Source organism: Halomonas sp. ND22Bw (assembly GCF_003011945.1).
Taxonomy (GTDB): domain Bacteria; phylum Pseudomonadota; class Gammaproteobacteria; order Pseudomonadales; family Halomonadaceae; genus Halomonas; species Halomonas halophila.
This window is the reverse complement of sequence record NZ_PXWD01000003.1, coordinates 400,311-418,190: the sequence shown is the minus strand read 5'-3', so window position 1 is coordinate 418,190 and position 17,880 is coordinate 400,311. Positions and strand designations below refer to the sequence as shown.

The 17,880-nt window shown below is 70.2% G+C and carries 18 protein-coding genes; 11 read left to right on the top strand and 7 right to left on the bottom strand.

Annotated features, from left to right (window positions below; translation table 11 throughout):
• The 3 genes from CVH10_RS07035 to pgi all read left to right on the top strand — a co-directional run.
• Positions 1-461, top strand: a 461-nt coding sequence (locus CVH10_RS07035; RefSeq protein ID WP_369335745.1) for a pyruvate kinase alpha/beta domain-containing protein, incomplete at its 5' end; no start/stop codon positions are given.
• A complete protein-coding gene (locus CVH10_RS07030) occupies positions 454-930 on the top strand; it encodes a methylglyoxal synthase (RefSeq protein WP_035599878.1) in 477 nt (158 codons plus the stop codon). The genes CVH10_RS07035 and CVH10_RS07030, both read left to right, overlap by 8 nt.
• A 48-nt stretch (positions 931-978) precedes the next feature.
• Positions 979-2,646, top strand: a complete 1,668-nt coding sequence (gene pgi, locus CVH10_RS07025) for a glucose-6-phosphate isomerase (RefSeq protein ID WP_106488198.1) — start codon at positions 979-981, stop codon at positions 2,644-2,646.
• Positions 2,647-2,738: 92 nt separating this feature from the next.
• Here pgi and CVH10_RS07020 read toward each other — a convergent pair whose 3' ends face one another.
• Together CVH10_RS07020 and crcB are read right to left on the bottom strand one after the other, a co-directional pair.
• Complete coding sequence (locus CVH10_RS07020; protein ID WP_106488197.1) at positions 2,739-3,128, bottom strand: CrcB family protein; 390 nt, start codon at positions 3,126-3,128, stop codon at positions 2,739-2,741.
• Complete coding sequence (gene crcB / locus CVH10_RS07015; protein WP_035599870.1) at positions 3,125-3,511, bottom strand: fluoride efflux transporter CrcB; 387 nt, start codon at positions 3,509-3,511, stop codon at positions 3,125-3,127. Before crcB ends, CVH10_RS07020 begins: the two co-directional genes overlap by 4 nt.
• A gap of 278 nt (positions 3,512-3,789) precedes the next feature.
• Between crcB and ybiO the strand changes: the two genes are divergently transcribed.
• Complete coding sequence (ybiO, locus tag CVH10_RS07010; protein ID WP_106488196.1) at positions 3,790-6,090, top strand: mechanosensitive channel protein; 2,301 nt, start codon at positions 3,790-3,792, stop codon at positions 6,088-6,090.
• Positions 6,091-6,252: 162 nt separating this feature from the next.
• On the opposite strand, the gene CVH10_RS07005 is transcribed toward ybiO, so the two are convergent.
• From CVH10_RS07005 to hemC, 4 genes are read right to left on the bottom strand one after another with little or no spacing between them, the layout of a single operon-like run.
• Positions 6,253-7,509, bottom strand: coding sequence for a heme biosynthesis HemY N-terminal domain-containing protein (locus tag CVH10_RS07005; protein ID WP_035599865.1), 1,257 nt, complete (start codon positions 7,507-7,509; stop codon positions 6,253-6,255).
• Complete coding sequence (locus CVH10_RS07000; RefSeq protein ID WP_106488195.1) at positions 7,506-8,930, bottom strand: uroporphyrinogen-III C-methyltransferase; 1,425 nt, start codon at positions 8,928-8,930, stop codon at positions 7,506-7,508. Before CVH10_RS07000 ends, CVH10_RS07005 begins: the two co-directional genes overlap by 4 nt.
• Before the next feature lie 6 nt (positions 8,931-8,936).
• Positions 8,937-9,725, bottom strand: a complete 789-nt coding sequence (locus CVH10_RS06995; protein WP_106488194.1) for a uroporphyrinogen-III synthase — start codon at positions 9,723-9,725, stop codon at positions 8,937-8,939.
• Positions 9,725-10,666: a hydroxymethylbilane synthase gene (hemC, locus tag CVH10_RS06990; RefSeq protein WP_035599859.1), complete on the bottom strand. Its 942-nt coding sequence runs from the start codon at positions 10,664-10,666 to the stop codon at positions 9,725-9,727. The genes CVH10_RS06995 and hemC overlap by 1 nt, the downstream gene beginning before the upstream one ends.
• A gap of 293 nt (positions 10,667-10,959) precedes the next feature.
• Here hemC and argH point away from each other — a divergent pair, with 293 nt between their 5' ends.
• The 7 genes from argH to CVH10_RS06955 are packed head-to-tail and all read left to right on the top strand — an operon-like array spanning position 10,960 to position 17,191.
• Complete coding sequence (argH, locus tag CVH10_RS06985; protein WP_035599857.1) at positions 10,960-12,396, top strand: argininosuccinate lyase; 1,437 nt, start codon at positions 10,960-10,962, stop codon at positions 12,394-12,396.
• The gene (locus CVH10_RS06980) at positions 12,396-12,620 is read left to right on the top strand and encodes a lipoprotein (RefSeq protein ID WP_106488193.1); all 225 of its coding nucleotides are present in this window, start codon (positions 12,396-12,398) and stop codon (positions 12,618-12,620) included. The genes argH and CVH10_RS06980 overlap by 1 nt, the downstream gene beginning before the upstream one ends.
• Complete coding sequence (lysA, locus tag CVH10_RS06975) at positions 12,620-13,900, top strand: diaminopimelate decarboxylase (protein ID WP_035599852.1); 1,281 nt, start codon at positions 12,620-12,622, stop codon at positions 13,898-13,900. The genes CVH10_RS06980 and lysA overlap by 1 nt, the downstream gene beginning before the upstream one ends.
• The gene (gene dapF, locus CVH10_RS06970) at positions 13,900-14,733 is read left to right on the top strand and encodes a diaminopimelate epimerase (protein WP_106488192.1); all 834 of its coding nucleotides are present in this window, start codon (positions 13,900-13,902) and stop codon (positions 14,731-14,733) included. The genes lysA and dapF overlap by 1 nt, the downstream gene beginning before the upstream one ends.
• Before the next feature lie 43 nt (positions 14,734-14,776).
• On the top strand, positions 14,777-15,496 hold the full coding sequence (locus CVH10_RS06965; protein ID WP_106488191.1) for a DUF484 family protein: 720 nt from the start codon (positions 14,777-14,779) through the stop codon (positions 15,494-15,496).
• Positions 15,489-16,409, top strand: coding sequence for a tyrosine recombinase XerC (locus tag CVH10_RS06960; RefSeq protein WP_035595185.1), 921 nt, complete (start codon positions 15,489-15,491; stop codon positions 16,407-16,409). Before CVH10_RS06965 ends, CVH10_RS06960 begins: the two co-directional genes overlap by 8 nt.
• Entirely contained in the window at positions 16,406-17,191 is a 786-nt protein-coding gene (locus CVH10_RS06955; protein WP_052052429.1) for an HAD family hydrolase, read from the top strand. The genes CVH10_RS06960 and CVH10_RS06955 overlap by 4 nt, the downstream gene beginning before the upstream one ends.
• A gap of 60 nt (positions 17,192-17,251) precedes the next feature.
• Here CVH10_RS06955 and yihA read toward each other — a convergent pair whose 3' ends face one another.
• On the bottom strand, positions 17,252-17,866 hold the full coding sequence (gene yihA / locus CVH10_RS06950; protein ID WP_106488190.1) for a ribosome biogenesis GTP-binding protein YihA/YsxC: 615 nt from the start codon (positions 17,864-17,866) through the stop codon (positions 17,252-17,254).
• Positions 17,867-17,880 lie beyond the last annotated feature (14 nt).

The window sequence follows — 17,880 nt, the reverse complement described above, 5'->3', positions numbered from 1 at the left end:
CCATGGCCCGGGTGTGCCTGGGCGCCGAGCGCGAGCGGGTCGCCCAGTCCTCCGGCCACCGCATCCACGAGGGCTTCTCGCAGATCGACGAGACCATCGCCCTGTCGGCGATGTATGCCGCCAACCACCTGGAAGGCGTGGCCGCCATCGCCTGCATGACCTCGACCGGCTATACGCCGCTGATCGCCTCGCGCATCCGCTCCGGGCTGCCGATCGTCGGGCTGGCGCACAGCCCCGTCGCCCAGCGGCGCATGGCGCTGTATCGTGGGGTGATCTCGCTGCCCTTCGACACCAGCGAGATGTCGGCCGACGAGCTCAACGACCAGGCCCTGGCCCGGGTGGTGGCTCAGGGCATCGCCGCCCAGGGGGATCACGTCATCCTCACCCGCGGCGATCACATGAACGCCCACGGCGGCACCAATACCCTGAGGATTCTCGAGGTGGAAGCCCAGCATGAATGAGACACGCCCGCGGCGGGACATCCGCCGCACCCTGCCGGCCCGCAAGCGCATCGCGCTGATCGCCCACGACGGCAAGAAGCCGGAGATGCTGGCCTGGGCCAAGCGCTGGCAGGACACCCTGGCCCGCCACGAACTGGTCGGCACCGGCACCACCGCGACTCGTCTCGCCCGGCAGCTGGGGCTCGAGATCGAGCCGCTGATGAGCGGGCCGCTGGGCGGGGATCAGCAGATCGGCGCGCGCATCGCCGAACAGGGCCTCGACCTGCTGGTGTTCTTCTGGGACCCCTTCGCGCCCCAGCCCCACGATCCCGACGTCAAGGCGCTGCTGCGCCTGGCCGCGCTGTGGAACGTGCCGGTGGCCTGCAATCCCGCCAGCGCGGACTTCATGCTCAGCTCGCCCTCGCTCGACCGCGACGTCGAGATCGACATCCCCGATGCCGGCGGCTGGATCTCCACGCGCACCGACTAATCGCCGCCAAGAAGCGACACGAGAACGACCATAACGAGGACACCTTGCATGTTTCAGCTCACCCGCAGCGTCACCTGGCAGGCCCTGAAGCGTCTGCATGCCGACACGGCCCATGATCGCATCGCCGACTACTTCACCGCCGATCCGCAGCGCTTCGACAAGATGAGCCTGCGCGTCGGCGGCCTGTTCCTCGACTACTCCAAGCACCACATCTCGGCGGCGGTGCTGGAGAAGCTGCTCGAGCTGGTCGATCACTCGGCGCTGGTCCAGCGCCGCGCCCAGATGTTCTCCGGCGACATCATCAACGTCACCGAGGACCGCCCGGTGCTGCACACCGCGCTGCGCAACGTCGGCGAGGGGCCGCTGATGGTCGACGGCCAGGACGTGATGCCGGAGATCCAGCGCACCCGCGAGCAGATCCAGCGCTTCTCCGAGGCGGTACGCAGCGGCGAGTGGAAGGGCTACAGCGGCGAGCGCATCAAGGACGTGGTCAACATCGGCATCGGCGGCTCCGACCTGGGCCCCAACATGGCCTGCCGCGCGCTGCTCAAGTACCGCCATCCGGAGCTCAACTTCCACTTCGTCTCCAACGTTGACGGCGCCCACATCCAGAAGGTGCTCAGCGGTCTCGATCCGGCCACCACGCTGTTCATCGTCTCCACCAAGACCTTCTCCACCCAGGAGACGCTGCTCAACGCCAAGACCGCGCGGCGCTGGTTCCTGGAGCACGCCGGCGAGGACGCCGACGTGGGCGCGCACTTCGTCGCCGCCTCCACCAACCGCAAGGCGGCGATGGCGTTCGGCATCCGCGAGGAGAACGTCTTCGAATTCTGGGCCTGGGTCGGCGGGCGCTACTCCATGTGGTCGTCGATCGGCCTGCCGATCGCCCTGGCCGTGGGCTTCGAGGGCTTCATGGAGATGCTCGAAGGCGCCTACGAGATGGACCAGCACTTCCTGAACGCGCCCCACGACGCCAACATGCCGGTGCTGATGGCGCTGATCGGGATCTGGTACATCAACTTCGCCGGCGCCGAGACCCACGCCATCGTGCCCTACGATCAGGCGCTGCATCAGCTGCCGTCCTTCCTGCAGCAGCTCGACATGGAGTCCAACGGCAAGTCGGTGGACATCTTCGGGCATCCGGTCGACTACAAGACCGGGCCGATCGTCTGGGGCCAGACCGGCTCCAACGGCCAGCACGCCTTCTTCCAGCTGCTGCACCAGGGCACCCGCTACGTGCCGATCGACTTCATCGCCTCGCTCAAGCCCGAGCCCGGCATGGAGGACCACCACTTCGCGCTGCTGACCAACATGCTGGCCCAGGCCAACGCCTTCATGGAGGGCAGCCAGAAGGGCAGCGAGCTGGACCCCTACAGCTGCCCGGGCAACCGCCCCTCCAGCACCCTGCTGCTCGACGAGCTGACGCCGAAGAACCTCGGCGCGCTGATCGCCCTGTACGAGCACAAGGTCTTCGTCCAGGGGGTGATCTGGAACATCAATTCCTTCGACCAGTGGGGCGTGCAGCTCGGCAAGCGCATCGCCGGCGAGATCAGCGAGCGCATCGACGAGCACAGCCAGGACTTCGACGGCTCCACCCAGGGCCTGCTGACCCTGGTGCGCGAGCACTTCCCGAGCCAGAAGCGCCAGGCCGACGCCGGCGAGCCACCCAAGGCCAAGCCGGAACCGAAACCAAAGCGCAGCAAGACCTCGAGCTGATTCTAGGAAGGGGCGCGCCCGATGAACCGAGGGCGCCTATGCCCTCAGGCGTGGGGTCGGGCGCCTGTAACCTCAGGCGCGGAGTCGGGCGCCTATAGAGAGCCGCGCCCGACCCGCTGCCCCCACCAGGCGGCGGCGAGCCACAGCGGCACGCTGCCGACGCCATAGGCCAGCGCCAGCCCGGGGCGCGACGTCTCCAGCAGATAGAGCGTCTCCAGGCCGAACAGCGAGAAGGTGGTGAAACCGCCGCAGAAGCCGGCCACCAGGAAGGGCTGCCAGCGGGCGGCATGGCCGTTGAGGCGGCGGGCCGCCCGGGCCGCGAAGGCGGCGATCAGCCAGGAGCCGATCAGGTTGACCGCCAGCGTCCCCCACAGGAAGGCGCTGCCCAGCGCCTGCATCACGCCGAGCCCCACCAGATGGCGCGCCAGCGCCCCCAGACCGCTGCCGAGCCCTACCGCCAGGTAGCTCCGCCAGCCCGTCATGCGCCGCCTCCGGCCAGCCACCAGCCCAGCGCCGCAGCGGCCACGCCCACCACCAGGGTGACCAGCACGTTGGCCACGGCCGGGCCGGGGCGCCCTTCCTGCCACAGGGTCAGGGTCTGCAGGCTGAAGGACGACACCGTGGTGAAGCCGCCCAGCCCGCCGACCGCCAGCAGCGACCAGGCGGGCGATGCCGTCATCGGCCAGCCCAGCGCCGGCGCCAGGGCGCCGATCGCCAGACAGCCCAGCACGTTCACCGCCAGGGTGCCCCAGGGGAAACCGCGCCCCAGCCAGCGTGCCGCCAGCTCGCCCACCGCCAGACGGGCCATGCCGCCCAGCGCGCCTCCCATCGCCACCAGGCCCAGCCCCAGGATACCGACGCTCATGGTGCGTCTCCGCGTGAATTCGCGACCATGCTAGCCGAGCCGAGAAGGCACCACAAAAAACGCCACCCCGGGGAGGGATGGCGCAACGTCATGCTTGCTTGCAGGAAACGTCGCCGTTCAGGCTTGAGGCCCAAGGTGACACAATATTCGACATATGTACAACTCTCGTACACCATTGAAGCACCCGTGGGGCTCGACGCCTTCCACGCAGACTGGGAAGATGCCGGCTATCCCCATGCCCGCTTCACCATCCACGCCACGACACGGAGGCCCATCGCGTGACGCTCCCCAGACGAACCCTCTTCCTTTTAGGCGGCTGGCTGCTGGCCTGCCTGCTGCTGGCCTCGGGGCCGCTGCAGGCGCAGCAGGGCCCCGAGGGCCAGCAGGCGGCCAATGCCACCCTGGCCAGCCTGCTGGAGAACCCCGAGACACGCCAGCAGCTGATCGATCAGCTGCGCGCCGAGGCCCAGATACCGACCGACGCCGCCACCGAAGCCGCCCAGGAAGTGGCCAGCGAGCCCTCGCTGCCGCGCCAGCTGGCCGATGCCACCAGTCACGTCGTCGATGAGCTCGGCGGCCAGCTCGGCACTGTCTTCGACACCCTGACCGGCCTGTTCGGCGGCGGCCTGGTCGATGACGGCGGCTTCGACATGAGCGCCTTCACCAGCGCCGCCCTCAACCTGGGCCTGGTGATCCTGGCGACCTTCGTGCTGTTCGTCGCCATCCGCCGCCTGGTGCGCCCGTTCTTCACCCGTCTCAGCCAGTACTCGCTGAACGGCCAGGGCCTGCAGCCGCTGCTGCGCCTGGTGGTGTGCGTCGCGGTGGCGGCGCTGATCGACGCCCTGGTGGTGTCGCTGGCCTACGTTGGCGGCAACCTGGTGGCGACCTTCGCGGTGGGCGCAAGCGGCGAGCTGTCGACCCGCGCCTCGCTGTTCCTCAACGCCTTCCTGGTCATCGAGCTGCTCAAGGCCGCGGTGCGGATGCTGTTCGCCTCGCACTACGAGGGGCTGCGCCTGCTGCCCATCGGCGCCGACAGCGCCCGCTACTGGAACCGCTGGATCGCCCGGCTGATCGGCCTGGCCGGCTACGGCCTGATGGTGGTGGTGCCGCTGGTCAACGCCTACCTGTCACCGTCGCTGGGCAGCGCCGTGGGCACCCTGATCATGCTTGGCGCCTACGTCTATGCCGTGGCCGTGGTGATGCGCAATCGCCAGAATCTGCGCCAGGCGCTGAACCACAAGGCCGGGCAGACCACCATGACCGCCAGCCGGGTCTCGCTGCAGCTGTTCGCTCGTACCTGGCACCTGTTCGCCCTGGCCTACTTCACGGTGGTGCTGGTGCTGACGCTGACCCGGCCCGAGACCGCCCTGCCGTTCGTGCTGCTGGCCACGCTCAAGACGCTGGTGATCGTGCTGGCGGGAATGCTGATCTCGTCCTTCCTGACCCAGACCATCGGCCGGCGCATCCGCCTCAACGACGAGCTGCGTCGCAAGCTGCCGCTGCTCGAGTCGCGCCTCAACAGCTACGTGCCCACCGCGCTGCGGGTGGCCCGGGCGCTGATCCTGATCGTGGTGGTGATGCTGGTGCTGAACGCCTGGGGCGCCTTCGACCTCGCCGCCTGGTACGCCTCCGAGACGGGACGCGGTCTGGTCGGCAAGCTGGTCAGCGTCATCCTGATCCTGATCGTGGCCGCCGCCGCCTGGCTGGGGCTGGCCAGCCTGATCGAGCACAAGCTGAATCCCGAGACCGGTGGCGTGCCCTCGGCCCGCACCCAGACGCTGCTGGCGCTGTTCCGCAACGCCCTGGCCATCGCTCTGGTCACGCTGACGGCGATGATCGTGCTGTCCGAGATCGGCATCAACATCGGCCCGCTGATCGCCGGCGCCGGGGTGCTGGGCCTGGCCATCGGCTTCGGCGCCCAGAAGCTGGTGCAGGACATCATCACCGGCGTCTTCATCCAGATAGAGAACGCCATGAACACCGGCGACGTGATCACGGTGGGCGGCATCACCGGGGTGGCCGAGAAGCTGAGCATCCGCTCGGTGGGCATCCGTGACCTCTCCGGCACCTACCATGTGGTGCCCTTCTCCAGCGTCGATACCGTGTCCAACTACATGCGCGACTTCGCCTACCACGTCGGCGAGTACGGCATCGCCTACCGCGAGAACATCGACGAGGCGATCCAGGCGCTGCGCGACGCCTTCGACGACCTGTCCAACGACGAGGACGTCAAGCCCTGCCTGCTCGAGCCGCTGGAGGTGGCCGGGGTGATCGCGCTGGCCGACAGTTCGGTGAACATCCGCGTGCGCCTGATGACCACCCCCGGCGACCAGTGGGCCGTGGGCCGCGCCTACAACCGGCTGGTCAAGCTGCACTTCGACGCCGCCGGCATCGAGATCCCCTTCCCGCATACCACGCTCTACTTCGGGGAGAACAAGGATGGCAGCGCACCGCCGGCCAACCTGCGCATCCTCGACAAGCAGGTCGCCAAGCCCGAGGAGCGTCAGCACGACGCCCACTTCGGCCCGGCCGACACCGGTGCCTCCCAGGAGGTCCACAACCAGGACGACGCGGAATGAGCCCCGGGCGGCGCCGACGGGCGCCGCCCGGGGCCTTGCCCGCCTTCTGATCCAGGTGCAGAACGCACGACGAAGAAGGGGCTGCCGATCGGCAGCCCCTTCTTTCGTTTTCTGCTCTGTCTTGCCTGCCCCGCCGGCAACGGCCGGCGGGTGATGCCTCGTTCAGGAGGCCTGCCGGCTACCGTTGCGCGCCAGGGTATCCTCGGGCTCGGTGGGCTGAGGCAGCGAGGGCAGCGACTTGTCGAGCATCTCGACGCTCTGGCGGTAGTAGAGCTGACTCTTGTTGTGCTCGCCCAGGTTGGCGTAGAGCCGCGCCAGCTCGGCGCACACCACCCCGCTCGGACGCTGACGCTGGCTGGCCTCGAAGTACTCCTGGGCCTTGCCCCAGTAGGCGTTGCGCAGCGACAGGCGACCCAGGGTCAGCAGCAGGTCAGGATCATTGGGCCGCTCCTGCAGCCACTTCTCGGCCACCACCAGCTGGCGAGCGGCGTCCACCTCGAGCAGGCCGTAGCGCAGCACCAGGCGGCTGTCCCACTGCTCCTTGAGCGAGTGGCGCAGCAGGCGCTCGGCGATGCCCTGCTCGTTGCCGCGCACCAGCGCCTCGGCGTAGAGCACAATCAGCTCGACGTTGTTGCGCAGCGGCTCGGGCATGTCGGCCCACAGGTTGCGGACGCGCTCGATGTCGCCCGGCTGACGCGCCTCGCGGCCGATCAGCTCGCGGTAGGCCTGCAGCTCGAGCTGATCGCGTTCCTCCGGCGAGATCAGCTGCTGGGCCCCCAGCCGCGGCATCAGGCGGCGCAGGCCGTCCCAGTCGCTGAGGCTGATGTAGGCCTGCTTGAGCTGCTTGAGCACCTGCGGGTGATTGGGCAGATGGCGGTCCAGGCGGGTGAGGATGGCCAGGGCCTCCTCGTACTGCTGGCGATCCAGCATCAGCTGGGCCTGCATCATGCCCACCGCGGTGTCGGCGCCCTCGGTGCTCAGATGCGCGCGCTTGAGCAGGGTGTCGGCCTGCTCGTAGCGGCCCTGGTAGTGGGCCGCCAGGGCGGCGGAGAGATAGTTGACCAGCGGCGTGCTGGAGTCGTCCGCGGCCTTGACCAGCGACTTCTCGGCGCGCTTCCAGCGGCCCTCGGCCAGCGCCACCAGGCCGCGCACGGTGCGCTTCATGGCGGTGCGGTTGCGTGAGCGGCTGTTCCACACCTTGAAACGCGACACCGGCCGCGACAGGCGCATCAGCAGGCGCAGCGCGAAGTGCAGCACGATGAAGGCCGCCAGCAGCAGCACCAGGCCGAACCAGAAGGAGGTCTGGTAGGAGGTGTCGCCGACGCGCACCAGCCAGTAGCCGGGCACCGACATCATCAGCTGGCCGAACAGGGCCCCCACCGCGAGCCCGACGACGATGAGCAGGATCAGCTTTCTCATGACGCGCCTCCCTGGCCGTTGCCGCTAGCCTCGAAGCGACGATCGACGAACTCGGCCAGCGCCTGCTGGGAGGCACTGATGTCCGGCAGTTCGGGGCGGATGGTGCGACCCTGGAGCGCCTCGAGCTGGTTCAGGACCGCCTGCACGCCCTCGTCGTCGGTATCGTAGTAGCCGTCGATCAGGGTCAACGCCTTGTCGAGGCTGGCGTCGTAGAGTTCCTGCTCTTCCTTGAGCAGTGCCAGCTGGGCCTGCTCGAGGATCAGCCGCACGCTCTGGCGCAGGTAGGACTCCTGCTCCGGCGTGATCAGCGCTTCCATCGCCTCGCCATGCTGGCGCACGGTGACCAGGTCCTTGAGCTCCTCGCCGAAGCGCGAGAGCTGCTGCTGCCAGCCGCCGCTCGGCGCCTCCTCGATGGTGGAGTTGGCGGCGATCTCCTCGATGTCCTGGGCCAGCGGCAGCCCGGCGATCCGCTCCTGCTGGGCGTTCAGCGCCAGGTAGAGGCCGGTACGGTCGACCCGGGGCACGGCCTCCAGCTCGGCCAGCTCGGAGGCGATCTCGCGGCGCACCGGCAGCAGCGCCGGGTTGTCCGCCTCGCGCAGCCGGGCATCGGCGGTGCGCAGCAGCGCCATGGCCCCCTCGACGTCGCGCTCGAGCTGCAGGCGCTGGTTGGCCAGGCGCAGCAGATAGGCGGCCTCGGCGTGGAGCCAGTCGCGCTCGTCGGTCTGCTGTTCGCTGGCCAGCTCCTCGAGCACCCGGTCGAGGGCGTCGTCGACGCTGCCGCGGTAGTCGGAGAACTCGCTGCGCAGGTCGCTGATGGCAGCATCGCGCTCGCTTTGGCCGTTCTCCAGCCGCGAGGCCAGGTCATCCAGCGCGCCCTGGGTCGCGGGCTGCTCGGGCAGCGCGGCCAGGTCCTGGCGCTGGGCGTCGAGGCGCTGCCAGACCTGCCAGCCGAAGTAGGCACCGCCGGCGCCGAGCAGGATCACCAGCCCCAGCGCCAGGGCACCGGCCTTGCCGCCGCCCTTGCCGGAACCGTCATTGCCGCCGGCGGCACTGGCGGTACCCCCGCTGCCGCCGGACTTGCCCGAGGCCGGCTTGCTTGCCGCGCCCGTCTTCGCACTGCCCGAAGGGGAAGCCCCGCCGCTCTTGCCGGCGGAGGCGGTGCCCTTGGCCGGCGCGGCGGCATCGGCCTTGCTTCCACCGGACGCGTCGGGCTTGGCGGACGCCTGCTGAGAAGAAGCCTTGTCGCCGTTCGACTCGCTGCCCTTGGCCGCGCCGCCGCCCTTGCCACGACGCCGGGACCGGCGTGAGGAAGTGCCGCTGCTCGGGTTCGCCTCGGCCTCGACCTGGGGCGACGAGTCGGCGCCATTCCCGGCGCCGGAGGGCGTCTGTTGTTCGTCCTGATCGTTGTATTGCTTGCTCATCTGTCGCTAGCCCTTTTCGAGATCGTCATGATCGACATCGGCCCTCTCCGGGTCTGCCTCGGCCACGGCCTTCGCCAGCGCGGCGGGCGTGGCTCCCGCCGCCACCACGGGGCGACGAAACCCCAGCGTGCCGGCCAGTGTAGCCAACCGGGTACTGGACACGATTAGCGGTTGGTGCAAGGCGGCGCGCGAGCACCATCTTGCCAGATGTTCGAGGATTTCTCCGCTGGTCACCACCAGGGCACGATAGTCGCCCGTGGCGAGCCGGCTGGCGAGCGCCGTGTCGGGCTCGAGCAGGCGGCGGCGATAGAGCGCCAGCCGGGTCAGCCGCCCCCCCCTTTCGGTGAGCGTCTCGCCGAGCAGCGCCCGGCCGCCCTCGCCCGCCGCCAGCAGCACCTTCTGCTCGTCGAGTCGCGTGAGCGACCCCAGGCCGAGCAGCGCCTCGCTGGTATCGCCGCCGCCGGCCGGCGGCACATGCACGCGCACGCCGAGTTCGCGGTGCAGCACCTCGGCGGTGGCCGCGCCCACGGCATAGTAGTCGATGCCCACCGGCAACTGAGGCCAGTAGCGATCCAGCGCCTCGGCCAGGCATTCGGCGGCGAAGGGACTGACCACCACCACCCGCCGGAACTGATCGAAGTCCAGCCAGGCAGCCCGCTGCTCGGCGGTTTCCGGCAGCGCCTCCAGGGCCATGGCCTCGCCGTGCTCGACGGCGAAGCCGCGCGCGGCGATGGCCTCGGCCAGCGCCGCGGCCCGGGAGCCGGGACGGCAGATCAGTACCGGCGAATTCGCCATCAGCCGCCGCCGTAGACCTCGGCGAGGATATCGCCGGCGCCCATGTCCAGCAGCTCCTCGGCGACGCGGATGCCCAGCGCCTCGGGCTCGTGGATCGAACCGCGGCCCTCGGCGCGCAGCACCTCGGAGCCCTCGGGGTTGCCGACCAGGGCGCGCAGCCACAGGGTCTGGCCGTCGTCCTCGAACACCGCATGGCCACCGATCGGCACCTGGCAGCCACCCTCGAGGCGGGTGTTCATGGCGCGCTCGGCGCGCACCCGCGTGGCGGTGGCCGGGTCATCGAGCGGCGCCAGCAGCGAGATCAACTCGGCGTCGTGCATGCGGCACTCGATGCCCAGCGCCCCCTGGCCGCAGGCCGGCAGGCAGACCTCCGGCGGCAGCTCCATGGTGATGCGGTCGCCGAGCCCCAGGCGCTTGAGCCCGGAGGTGGCCAGCAGGATGGCATCGAACTCGCCGTCGTCGAGCTTGCCGAGGCGGGTCTGGACGTTGCCGCGCAGGCTCAGCACCTCGAGGTCGGGGCGCGCCTCGCGCATCTGCAGGCCGCGGCGCAGGCTGGAAGTGCCGATGCGCGCGCCCTCGGGCAGCTCGTCCAGGGAAGCGTAGTGGTTGGAGACGAAGGCGTCGGTGGGGTCGGCGCCCTCGAGGATCACCGACAGCCCCAGGCTCTCGGGGAAATGCATCGGCACGTCCTTCATGGAATGCACCGCGATGTCGGCGCGGCCGTCGAGCATCGCCTCCTCGAGTTCCTTGACGAACAGCCCCTTGCCGCCGACCTTGGCCAGCGGCGTGTCGAGGATCTTGTCGCCGCGGGTGGACATCGGCACCAGCTCCACCTTGAGCTCGGGGTGCGTCGCCATCAGGCGGTCACGGACGTATTCGGCCTGCCACAGGGCCAGCTGGCTCTTGCGGGTGGCGATACGCAACGTTGTCATGGCTTGCACAGGCTTCTCTCCGTCCCGGTTCATAGCGCCGGCGCCTCCCATCGCGCGGGCGCCCGGTGATCTCTGATATCACTTCATCATAAAGGACCCGGCAGGCCAGGAAAATCGCCGCCCCGCCAGGACCGCCTTCCGATCGTCGCCGCCAGGCATGCGCGGGGCGCCGGGGCGACGGCCGGGGAAGCGCCCGGCCCCCTCGCCTGACCCGCGGACTCTGGTACACTTTCCGCCATGTCAAGCCGGCACGGCCCGCCGCTCGCCGCCTCCCTCTTACCGTCATGCAGGATGCCAGCCCGATGAGCCAAACCCCGACGAACGATAGCACCAACCAGTCCTGGGGCGGCCGCTTCAGCGAGCCCACCGACGCCTTCGTCGCCCGCTTCACCGCCTCGGTCGGCTTCGACCAGCGTCTGGCCCACCACGACATCCAGGGCTCCCGCGCCCACGCCACCATGCTGGCACGGGTCGGGGTGCTCACCGAGGACGAGCGCGACGCCATCCTGGCCGGCCTCGACGAGGTCCAGGCGGAGATCGAGGCCGGCACCTTCGAGTGGTCGGTGGACCTCGAGGACGTGCACATGAACATCGAGGCGCGGCTCACCGACAAGATCGGCATCACCGGCAAGAAGCTGCACACCGGCCGTTCGCGCAACGATCAGGTGGCCACCGACATCCGCCTGTTCCTGCGCGACGAGATCGATACCGTGGCCGCCGAACTCGCCCGCCTGCGCCAGGGCCTGATCGCGCTGGCCGACCGCGAGGCCGACACCATCATGCCCGGCTTCACCCACCTGCAGACCGCGCAGCCGGTGACCTTCGGCCACCATCTGCTGGCCTGGCAGGAGATGCTCGCCCGCGACCACGAACGCCTGCTCGACTGCCGCAAGCGGGTCAACGTGCTGCCGCTGGGCGCCGCCGCCCTGGCCGGCACCACCTACCCGATCGACCGCCACGTGACCGCCGAGCTGCTGGGCTTCGACCGCCCCGCCGAGAACAGCCTCGACGCCGTCAGCGACCGCGACTTCGCCATCGAGTTCACCGCCTTCGCCAGCACCCTGCTGATGCACCTGTCGCGCATGAGCGAGGAACTGGTGCTGTGGACCAGCGCCCAGTTCGACTTCATCGACCTGCCCGACCGCTTCTGCACCGGCTCCTCGATCATGCCGCAGAAGAAGAACCCGGACGTGCCCGAGCTGGTGCGCGGCAAGACCGGCCGCGTCTACGGCCACCTGATGGGCATGCTGACGCTGATGAAGTCCCAGCCGCTGGCCTACAACAAGGATAACCAGGAGGACAAGGAGCCGCTGTTCGACGCCGTGACCACCGTGCAGGACTGCCTCAAGGCGTTCGCCGACATGGTGCCGGCCATCGAGGCCAAGGCCGACAGCATGCGCGAGGCCGCGCGCAAGGGCTTCTCCACTGCCACCGACCTGGCGGACTACCTGGTGTGCCGCGGCGTGGCCTTCCGCGACGCCCACGAGATCGTCGGCCAGTCCGTGGCCTACGGGCTGCGCGAGGGCAAGGACCTCTCCGACATGAGCCTCGAGGAGCTGCGCCAGTTCTCCGACGTCATCGAGCAGGACGTGTTCGAGGTGCTGACCCTCGAAGGCTCGGTGGCCGCCCGCAATCACATCGGCGGCACCGCCCCGGACCAGGTACGCGCCGCCGCCCAGCGGGCCCGCGAGGCCCTGGCCGCGCTGACCGCTGCCGACACCCGGGGAGGCGAGGGCTGATGCGCCGCCTCGCCCCCCTCGCCCTGCTGACGCTCGCCCTGCTGGCCGGCTGCGGCCAGAAGGGCCCGCTCTACCTGCCCGGCGACGAGGCCGCCGCGGAGCGCTACGCGCCCCAGAATGACCCGCAGGACGACGCCCAGGGCAACGACGACGCCCAGGGCAACGACGATGCCCAGGGCGACGATGCCAACGCCGACGACACACGCAGCGCCGAGGAAGACTGATGGACCATTTCGAATATCGCGACGGCGTGCTCCACGCGGAAGACGTGGCCCTGCCGCGCCTGGCCGAGGAATTCGGCACGCCCTGCTACGTCTATTCCAAGGCCACCCTGGCGCGTCACTTCCGCGCCTACACCGAGGCCCTGGGCAGCCACCCGCACCTGATCTGCTACGCGGTGAAGGCCAACTCCAACCTGGCGGTGCTCAACCTGCTGGCGCGGCTCGGTGCCGGCTTCGACATCGTCTCGGTGGGCGAGCTGGAGCGGGTGCTGGTGGCCGGCGGCGATCCGGCCAAGGTGGTGTTCTCCGGCGTGGCCAAGGAGGAGAACGAGCTCGAGCGCGCGCTGTCGGTGGGCATCAAGTGCTTCAACGTCGAGTCGCGGGCCGAGCTCGAGCGCCTCGAGGCCGTGGCTCGGGGCATGGGCAAGGTCGCCCCGGTCTCGCTGCGGGTCAATCCCGACGTCGACGCCGGCACTCACCCCTACATCTCCACCGGGCTCAAGGACAACAAGTTCGGCATCCCGGTGGACGAGGCCTACGAGGTCTACCGCCAGGCCGCCGCCATGGAACACGTCCGGGTGGCCGGGCTGGACTGCCACATCGGCTCCCAGCTCACCGACACCACGCCCTTCCTCGACGCCCTCGACCGCCTGCTGGTGCTGCTCGAGAAGCTGCGCGAGGACGGCATCGAGATCGAGCATCTGGACCTCGGCGGCGGCCTCGGCGTGACCTACCAGGACGAGCGCCCGCCGCAGCCGTTCGACTACGCCTCCGCGCTGCTCGAGCGGCTGTCGTGCTGGCCGGGCAGCGAGCGCCTGACCCTGCTGTTCGAGCCGGGCCGCTCGATCGCCGCCAACGCCGGCGTGCTGCTGACCCGCGTCGAGTTCCTCAAGCCCGGCGAGACCAAGAACTTCGCCATCGTCGACGCGGCCATGAACGACCTGATCCGGCCCTCGCTGTACCAGGCCTGGCAGGCGATCCTGGCGGTCGACACTACCGGCGAGCGCGCCAGCGACACCTACGACGTGGTCGGCCCGGTGTGCGAGACCGGTGACTTCCTCGGCAAGGACCGCGAGCTGGCCATCGCCCCGGGCGACCTGCTGGCGGTGCGCTCCGCCGGCGCCTACGGCTTCGTCATGGCCTCCAACTACAACAGCCGCCCGCGCCCGGCCGAGGTCATGGTCGACGGCGATCGCGCCCACCTGGTGCGCCGCCGCGAGCGCCTCGAGGACCTGTGGGCCGGCGAAGCGGTGCTGCCGGACGACAGCGCGGAGACGCCTTGATGCTGCTGCAGTTCACCAAGATGCACGGGCTGGGCAACGACTTCATGGTGGTCGACCTGATCAGCCAGCGGGCGCGGCTGCGCGACGAGCAGATCCGCGCCCTGGCCGACCGCCGCTTCGGCATCGGCTTCGACCAGCTGCTGGTGGTCGAGCCGCCGCGCGACCCCGACATGGACTTCCGCTACCGGATCTACAACGCCGACGGCAGCGAGGTGGAGAACTGCGGCAACGGTGCCCGCTGCTTCGCCCGCTTCGTGCGTGACCAGCGCCTGACCCACAAGCACGAGATCCGCGTCGAGACCGCCGGCGGCCCCCTGACCCTGGTGGTCGAGGAGGACGAGCGGGTGCGCGTCGACATGGGCACCCCGCGCTTCGCCCCCGAGGCGCTGCCCTTCGAGGCCGACGAGGATCGCCCGCGACACGCGCTCACCGTCGAGGGCGAGACCCTCGAGGTCGGCGTGGTATCGATGGGCAATCCTCACGCGGTGCTGCGGGTGGACGACGTCGACGGCGCCCCGGTGGAGCGCCTGGGCCCGCTCATCGAGCATCACCCGCGCTTCCCGAAACGGGTCAACGCCGGCTTCATGCAGGTCGTGTCGCCGCATGACATCAGGCTGAGGGTGTACGAGCGCGGCAGCGGCGAGACCCTGGCCTGCGGCACCGGCGCCTGCGCCGCGGTGGCCACCGGCATCCGCCTGGGCTGGCTCGAGAGCCCGGTCACCGTGCACCTGCCCGGCGGCGACCTGGAGATCGCCTGGTCCGGCGACGACGCCCACCTGACCATGACCGGACCCGCCACGCGGGTCTTCGAGGGACGCGTGCCCCTGGCATAAAGACCGACAACACCGCGCGCCCAACGCAGAGGAGAGATCGCCCATGAGCCAAGCCGCCCCCGAGCCGCGCAAGACCCTGGACCCCGACGTCGTCGCCCAGTGGCTGGCCCGCCATCCGGACTTCTTCGTCGGCCGCGAGGGCCTGCTGCAGCAGCTCCGGGTGCCGCATCCCGAGGCCCGGGGCGCCACCTCCCTGCTGGAACGCCTGGTGCACGACCTGCGCGGCCGCGCCGAGCAGGCCGAAGACCGGCTCGAGCAGCTGCTCGAGTCGGCCCGCCACAACGAGGCCCAGTACCGGCGCACCCGCGAGCTGGTGCTGGCGCTGCTCGAGGCCGAGGACGGCGACGCCCTCGGCCAGGCGCTGGCGACCCAGTTCAGCGAACGCTTCCAGACCCCGGCGCTGGCGCTGTGGTGCCCGGCCTCGCTCACCGACGACGAGCCGACCCCGCCCCAGGCCCCCCGCCAGGTGCTCGACGATCACGCGACCCGGCGCCTCAATGCGCTGCTCGACGGCCGCACCAGCCGCTGTGTACGGCTCACGCCCGGCGACTGGAAGCGCCTGCTGCCCCATGCGCCGGCGCCCGAACAGGCCGGCTCCTGCGCCCTGGCGCGGCTGACCCTGGGCGAGCCCATGGGCTACCTGGTGCTGGCCAGCCCCGACCCGGACCACTTCCGCGCCAGCATGGACACCCTGTTCACCGAGTACGTCGGTGACGTGGTCGCCCGCCTGCTGGTGCGGCTGGCACCCGCCCGCCATGGCTGACGACACCCTGCTGGCGCGTCAGGTCGAGGCCTGCCTCGCCGAGCTCGCCCGCACCGCGAGCCCGGCCACGGTGAGCGCCTATCGGCAGGATCTGGCGGCGCTGACCGACTTCCTCGATGCCCAGGGCGTGGACGACGGCGGCGCGCTGGACGTGGCCCTGATGCGGCGCTTCCTCGGCGGCGAGCGGGCCCGCGGCCTGGCACCGCGCAGCCTGGCCCGCCGCCGTGCCGCCGTGGCGCGCTTCGCCGAATGGCTGCGCCGCGACGGCCGGCTGGCCCACAACCCGACGGAACTGGTGCGCACGCCCAAGGCGCCCAAGGACCTGCCGCGCCCGGTGGACGTGGACGCCCTCGCGCGCTTCCTCGACACGCCCCACGACGGCTCGCCGCTGGCGGTGCGTGACCAGGCCATGCTCGAGCTGTTCTACTCCAGCGGGCTACGCCTGGCCGAACTGGCGGCGCTGGACCTGAGCGACCTTCAGCCCCAGCGGGTGCGGGTGCTGGGCAAGGGCGGCAAGCCGCGTCAGGTGCCGGTGGGCGGACGCGCCCGCCAGGCCCTGGACGCCTGGCTAAGCCTGCGCGGCGCTTTGGCAGGCGACGGCGAGAGCGCGCTGTTCGTCGGCGCCCGGGGCGGGCGCCTCGGCCATCGGGCGATCCAGCAGCGCCTGGCCCAGCTGGCCCGCCGGCGCGGCCTCGACGAGCACCTGCATCCGCACCGCCTGCGCCATTCCTTCGCCAGCCACCTGCTCGAATCCAGCCAGGACCTGCGCGCGGTCCAGGAACTCCTGGGCCATGCCCACCTGTCTACCACTCAGGTCTACACCCGGCTGGACTGGCAGCACCTGGCCACCGGGTACGACGCGGCACACCCCCGGGCGCGACGCCGCCCCGATGACAGCGACACTTCCCCATGACCCGACGCCCTCTCCACCACCCCGGCCACCACCCCGGCCAGCGCCCTCTCCAGGCCCTGACCTTCGATCTCGACGACACCCTGTGGGACAACCAGGGCGTGATGACCCTCACCGAGGACGGCCACTACGCCTGGCTCGACGAGTCTCTCGCCGCCTGGCTCGCCGAACGCGGCGAGCATCAACTGGGCCGCTTCAGTGAGCGCATGCCGATCGAGGCCTACCAGCGCATGAGGCGCGAGCTGGCCGAGCGCCATCCGCTGCGCCGCGGCGACTTCACCTGGATTCGCGAGCAGGCGCTGTGTGCGCTGCTGGAGGCATTCGGCCTGCCGCGTTCGGCGGCCTGGATGTGGGCGCTGGCGGCCATGGAGCAGTTCCACGGCCTGCGCCTGCGCGTCTCGCCCTATCCGGAAGTGGAGCCGATGCTCGAGGATCTGCGCCAGCGTTATCGGCTGGCCTCGATCACCAACGGCAACCTCGCCTTCCACCGGCTCGAACTGTCGCGCCACTTCGAGGTCTCGATCGCCGCCGGCGAGATGCACGCCCCCAAGCCGGACCCGCGCTGTTTCCTGATGACGCTGGCCAAGCTCGGCACCACGCCCGAGCGGGCGATGCATATCGGCGATTCCTGGCAGGAGGACATCCTGCCGGCGGTGCGGCTGGGCATGCAGGCGGCCTGGATCGCCGGCGACACGCCCCACGGCGAGGCGATGCCCGCCGGCGTGCACCGGCTCTCGCATATCCGCGAGCTGCCGGCGCTGCTGGAGAGGCTGGGTAAGGAATGATGTGAAGCACTCGGCCGGGGCACCGGGGGAAGGTGTCGACCGGCCGAGCGACGCCGAGGCTTACTGGGGTTCGGAGAGCAGCCAGTCGTCGAGGCGCTGATGCACCTCCTCGATGCCGTCCTTCTTGAGCGACGAGAACAGCTGCACGGTCACCAGATCCTCCCACTCGCGCAGCCGCGAGCGCACCTGCTGCAGGGCGTTCTTGGCCGCGCCACGCTTCAGCTTGTCGGCCTTGGTCAGCAGGATATGCACCGGCATGTCGGCCTCGTCGGCCCAGCCGAGCAGGGTCTGGTCGAACTCGGTGAGCGGATGGCGCACGTCCATCAGCAGCACCAGCCCCCGCAGCGAGGCACGCCGGCGCAGGTAGTCGGAAAGGTGACGCTGCCACTCCAGCTTCACCTGCTCGGGGACCTTGGCATAGCCGTAGCCCGGCAGGTCGACCAGGCGATGCGCGTCGCCCTCGCCCAGCGAGAAGAAGTTGATCAGCTGGGTACGACCCGGGGTCTTGGAGGTGCGCGCCAGCGCCTTCTGGCGCGTCAGGGCGTTGATGGCGCTGGACTTGCCGGCGTTGGAACGGCCGGCGAAGGCGACCTCGGCCCCGGCATCGGCGGGACATTTCGCCAGCGTCGGCGCACTGGTGATGAAGCTGGCTGCCTGATAATTGAGGCGCGACATGGCGGGGTTCCTGA

Excerpts from the sequence above, each read along its gene's own strand:
- CVH10_RS07030 (WP_035599878.1), top strand. The coding sequence starts at position 454 with ATGAATGAGACACGCCCGCGGCGGGACATCCGCCGCACCCTGCCGGCC.
- CVH10_RS07000 (WP_106488195.1), bottom strand. The coding sequence starts at position 8,930 with ATGAGCAAGCAATACAACGATCAGGACGAACAACAGACGCCCTCCGGC.
- lysA (WP_035599852.1), top strand. The coding sequence starts at position 12,620 with ATGGACCATTTCGAATATCGCGACGGCGTGCTCCACGCGGAAGACGTG.
- CVH10_RS06955 (WP_052052429.1), top strand. The coding sequence starts at position 16,406 with ATGACCCGACGCCCTCTCCACCACCCCGGCCACCACCCCGGCCAGCGC.
- yihA (WP_106488190.1), bottom strand. The coding sequence starts at position 17,866 with ATGTCGCGCCTCAATTATCAGGCAGCCAGCTTCATCACCAGTGCGCCG.
- CVH10_RS06960 (WP_035595185.1), top strand. The coding sequence starts at position 15,489 with ATGGCTGACGACACCCTGCTGGCGCGTCAGGTCGAGGCCTGCCTCGCC.
- CVH10_RS06995 (WP_106488194.1), bottom strand. The coding sequence starts at position 9,725 with ATGGCGAATTCGCCGGTACTGATCTGCCGTCCCGGCTCCCGGGCCGCG.
- CVH10_RS06980 (WP_106488193.1), top strand. The coding sequence starts at position 12,396 with ATGCGCCGCCTCGCCCCCCTCGCCCTGCTGACGCTCGCCCTGCTGGCC.
- CVH10_RS07005 (WP_035599865.1), bottom strand. The coding sequence starts at position 7,509 with ATGAGAAAGCTGATCCTGCTCATCGTCGTCGGGCTCGCGGTGGGGGCC.
- dapF (WP_106488192.1), top strand. The coding sequence starts at position 13,900 with ATGCTGCTGCAGTTCACCAAGATGCACGGGCTGGGCAACGACTTCATG.
- CVH10_RS07020 (WP_106488197.1), bottom strand. The coding sequence starts at position 3,128 with ATGACGGGCTGGCGGAGCTACCTGGCGGTAGGGCTCGGCAGCGGTCTG.
- CVH10_RS06965 (WP_106488191.1), top strand. The coding sequence starts at position 14,777 with ATGAGCCAAGCCGCCCCCGAGCCGCGCAAGACCCTGGACCCCGACGTC.
- pgi (WP_106488198.1), top strand. The coding sequence starts at position 979 with ATGTTTCAGCTCACCCGCAGCGTCACCTGGCAGGCCCTGAAGCGTCTG.
- crcB (WP_035599870.1), bottom strand. The coding sequence starts at position 3,511 with ATGAGCGTCGGTATCCTGGGGCTGGGCCTGGTGGCGATGGGAGGCGCG.
- argH (WP_035599857.1), top strand. The coding sequence starts at position 10,960 with ATGAGCCAAACCCCGACGAACGATAGCACCAACCAGTCCTGGGGCGGC.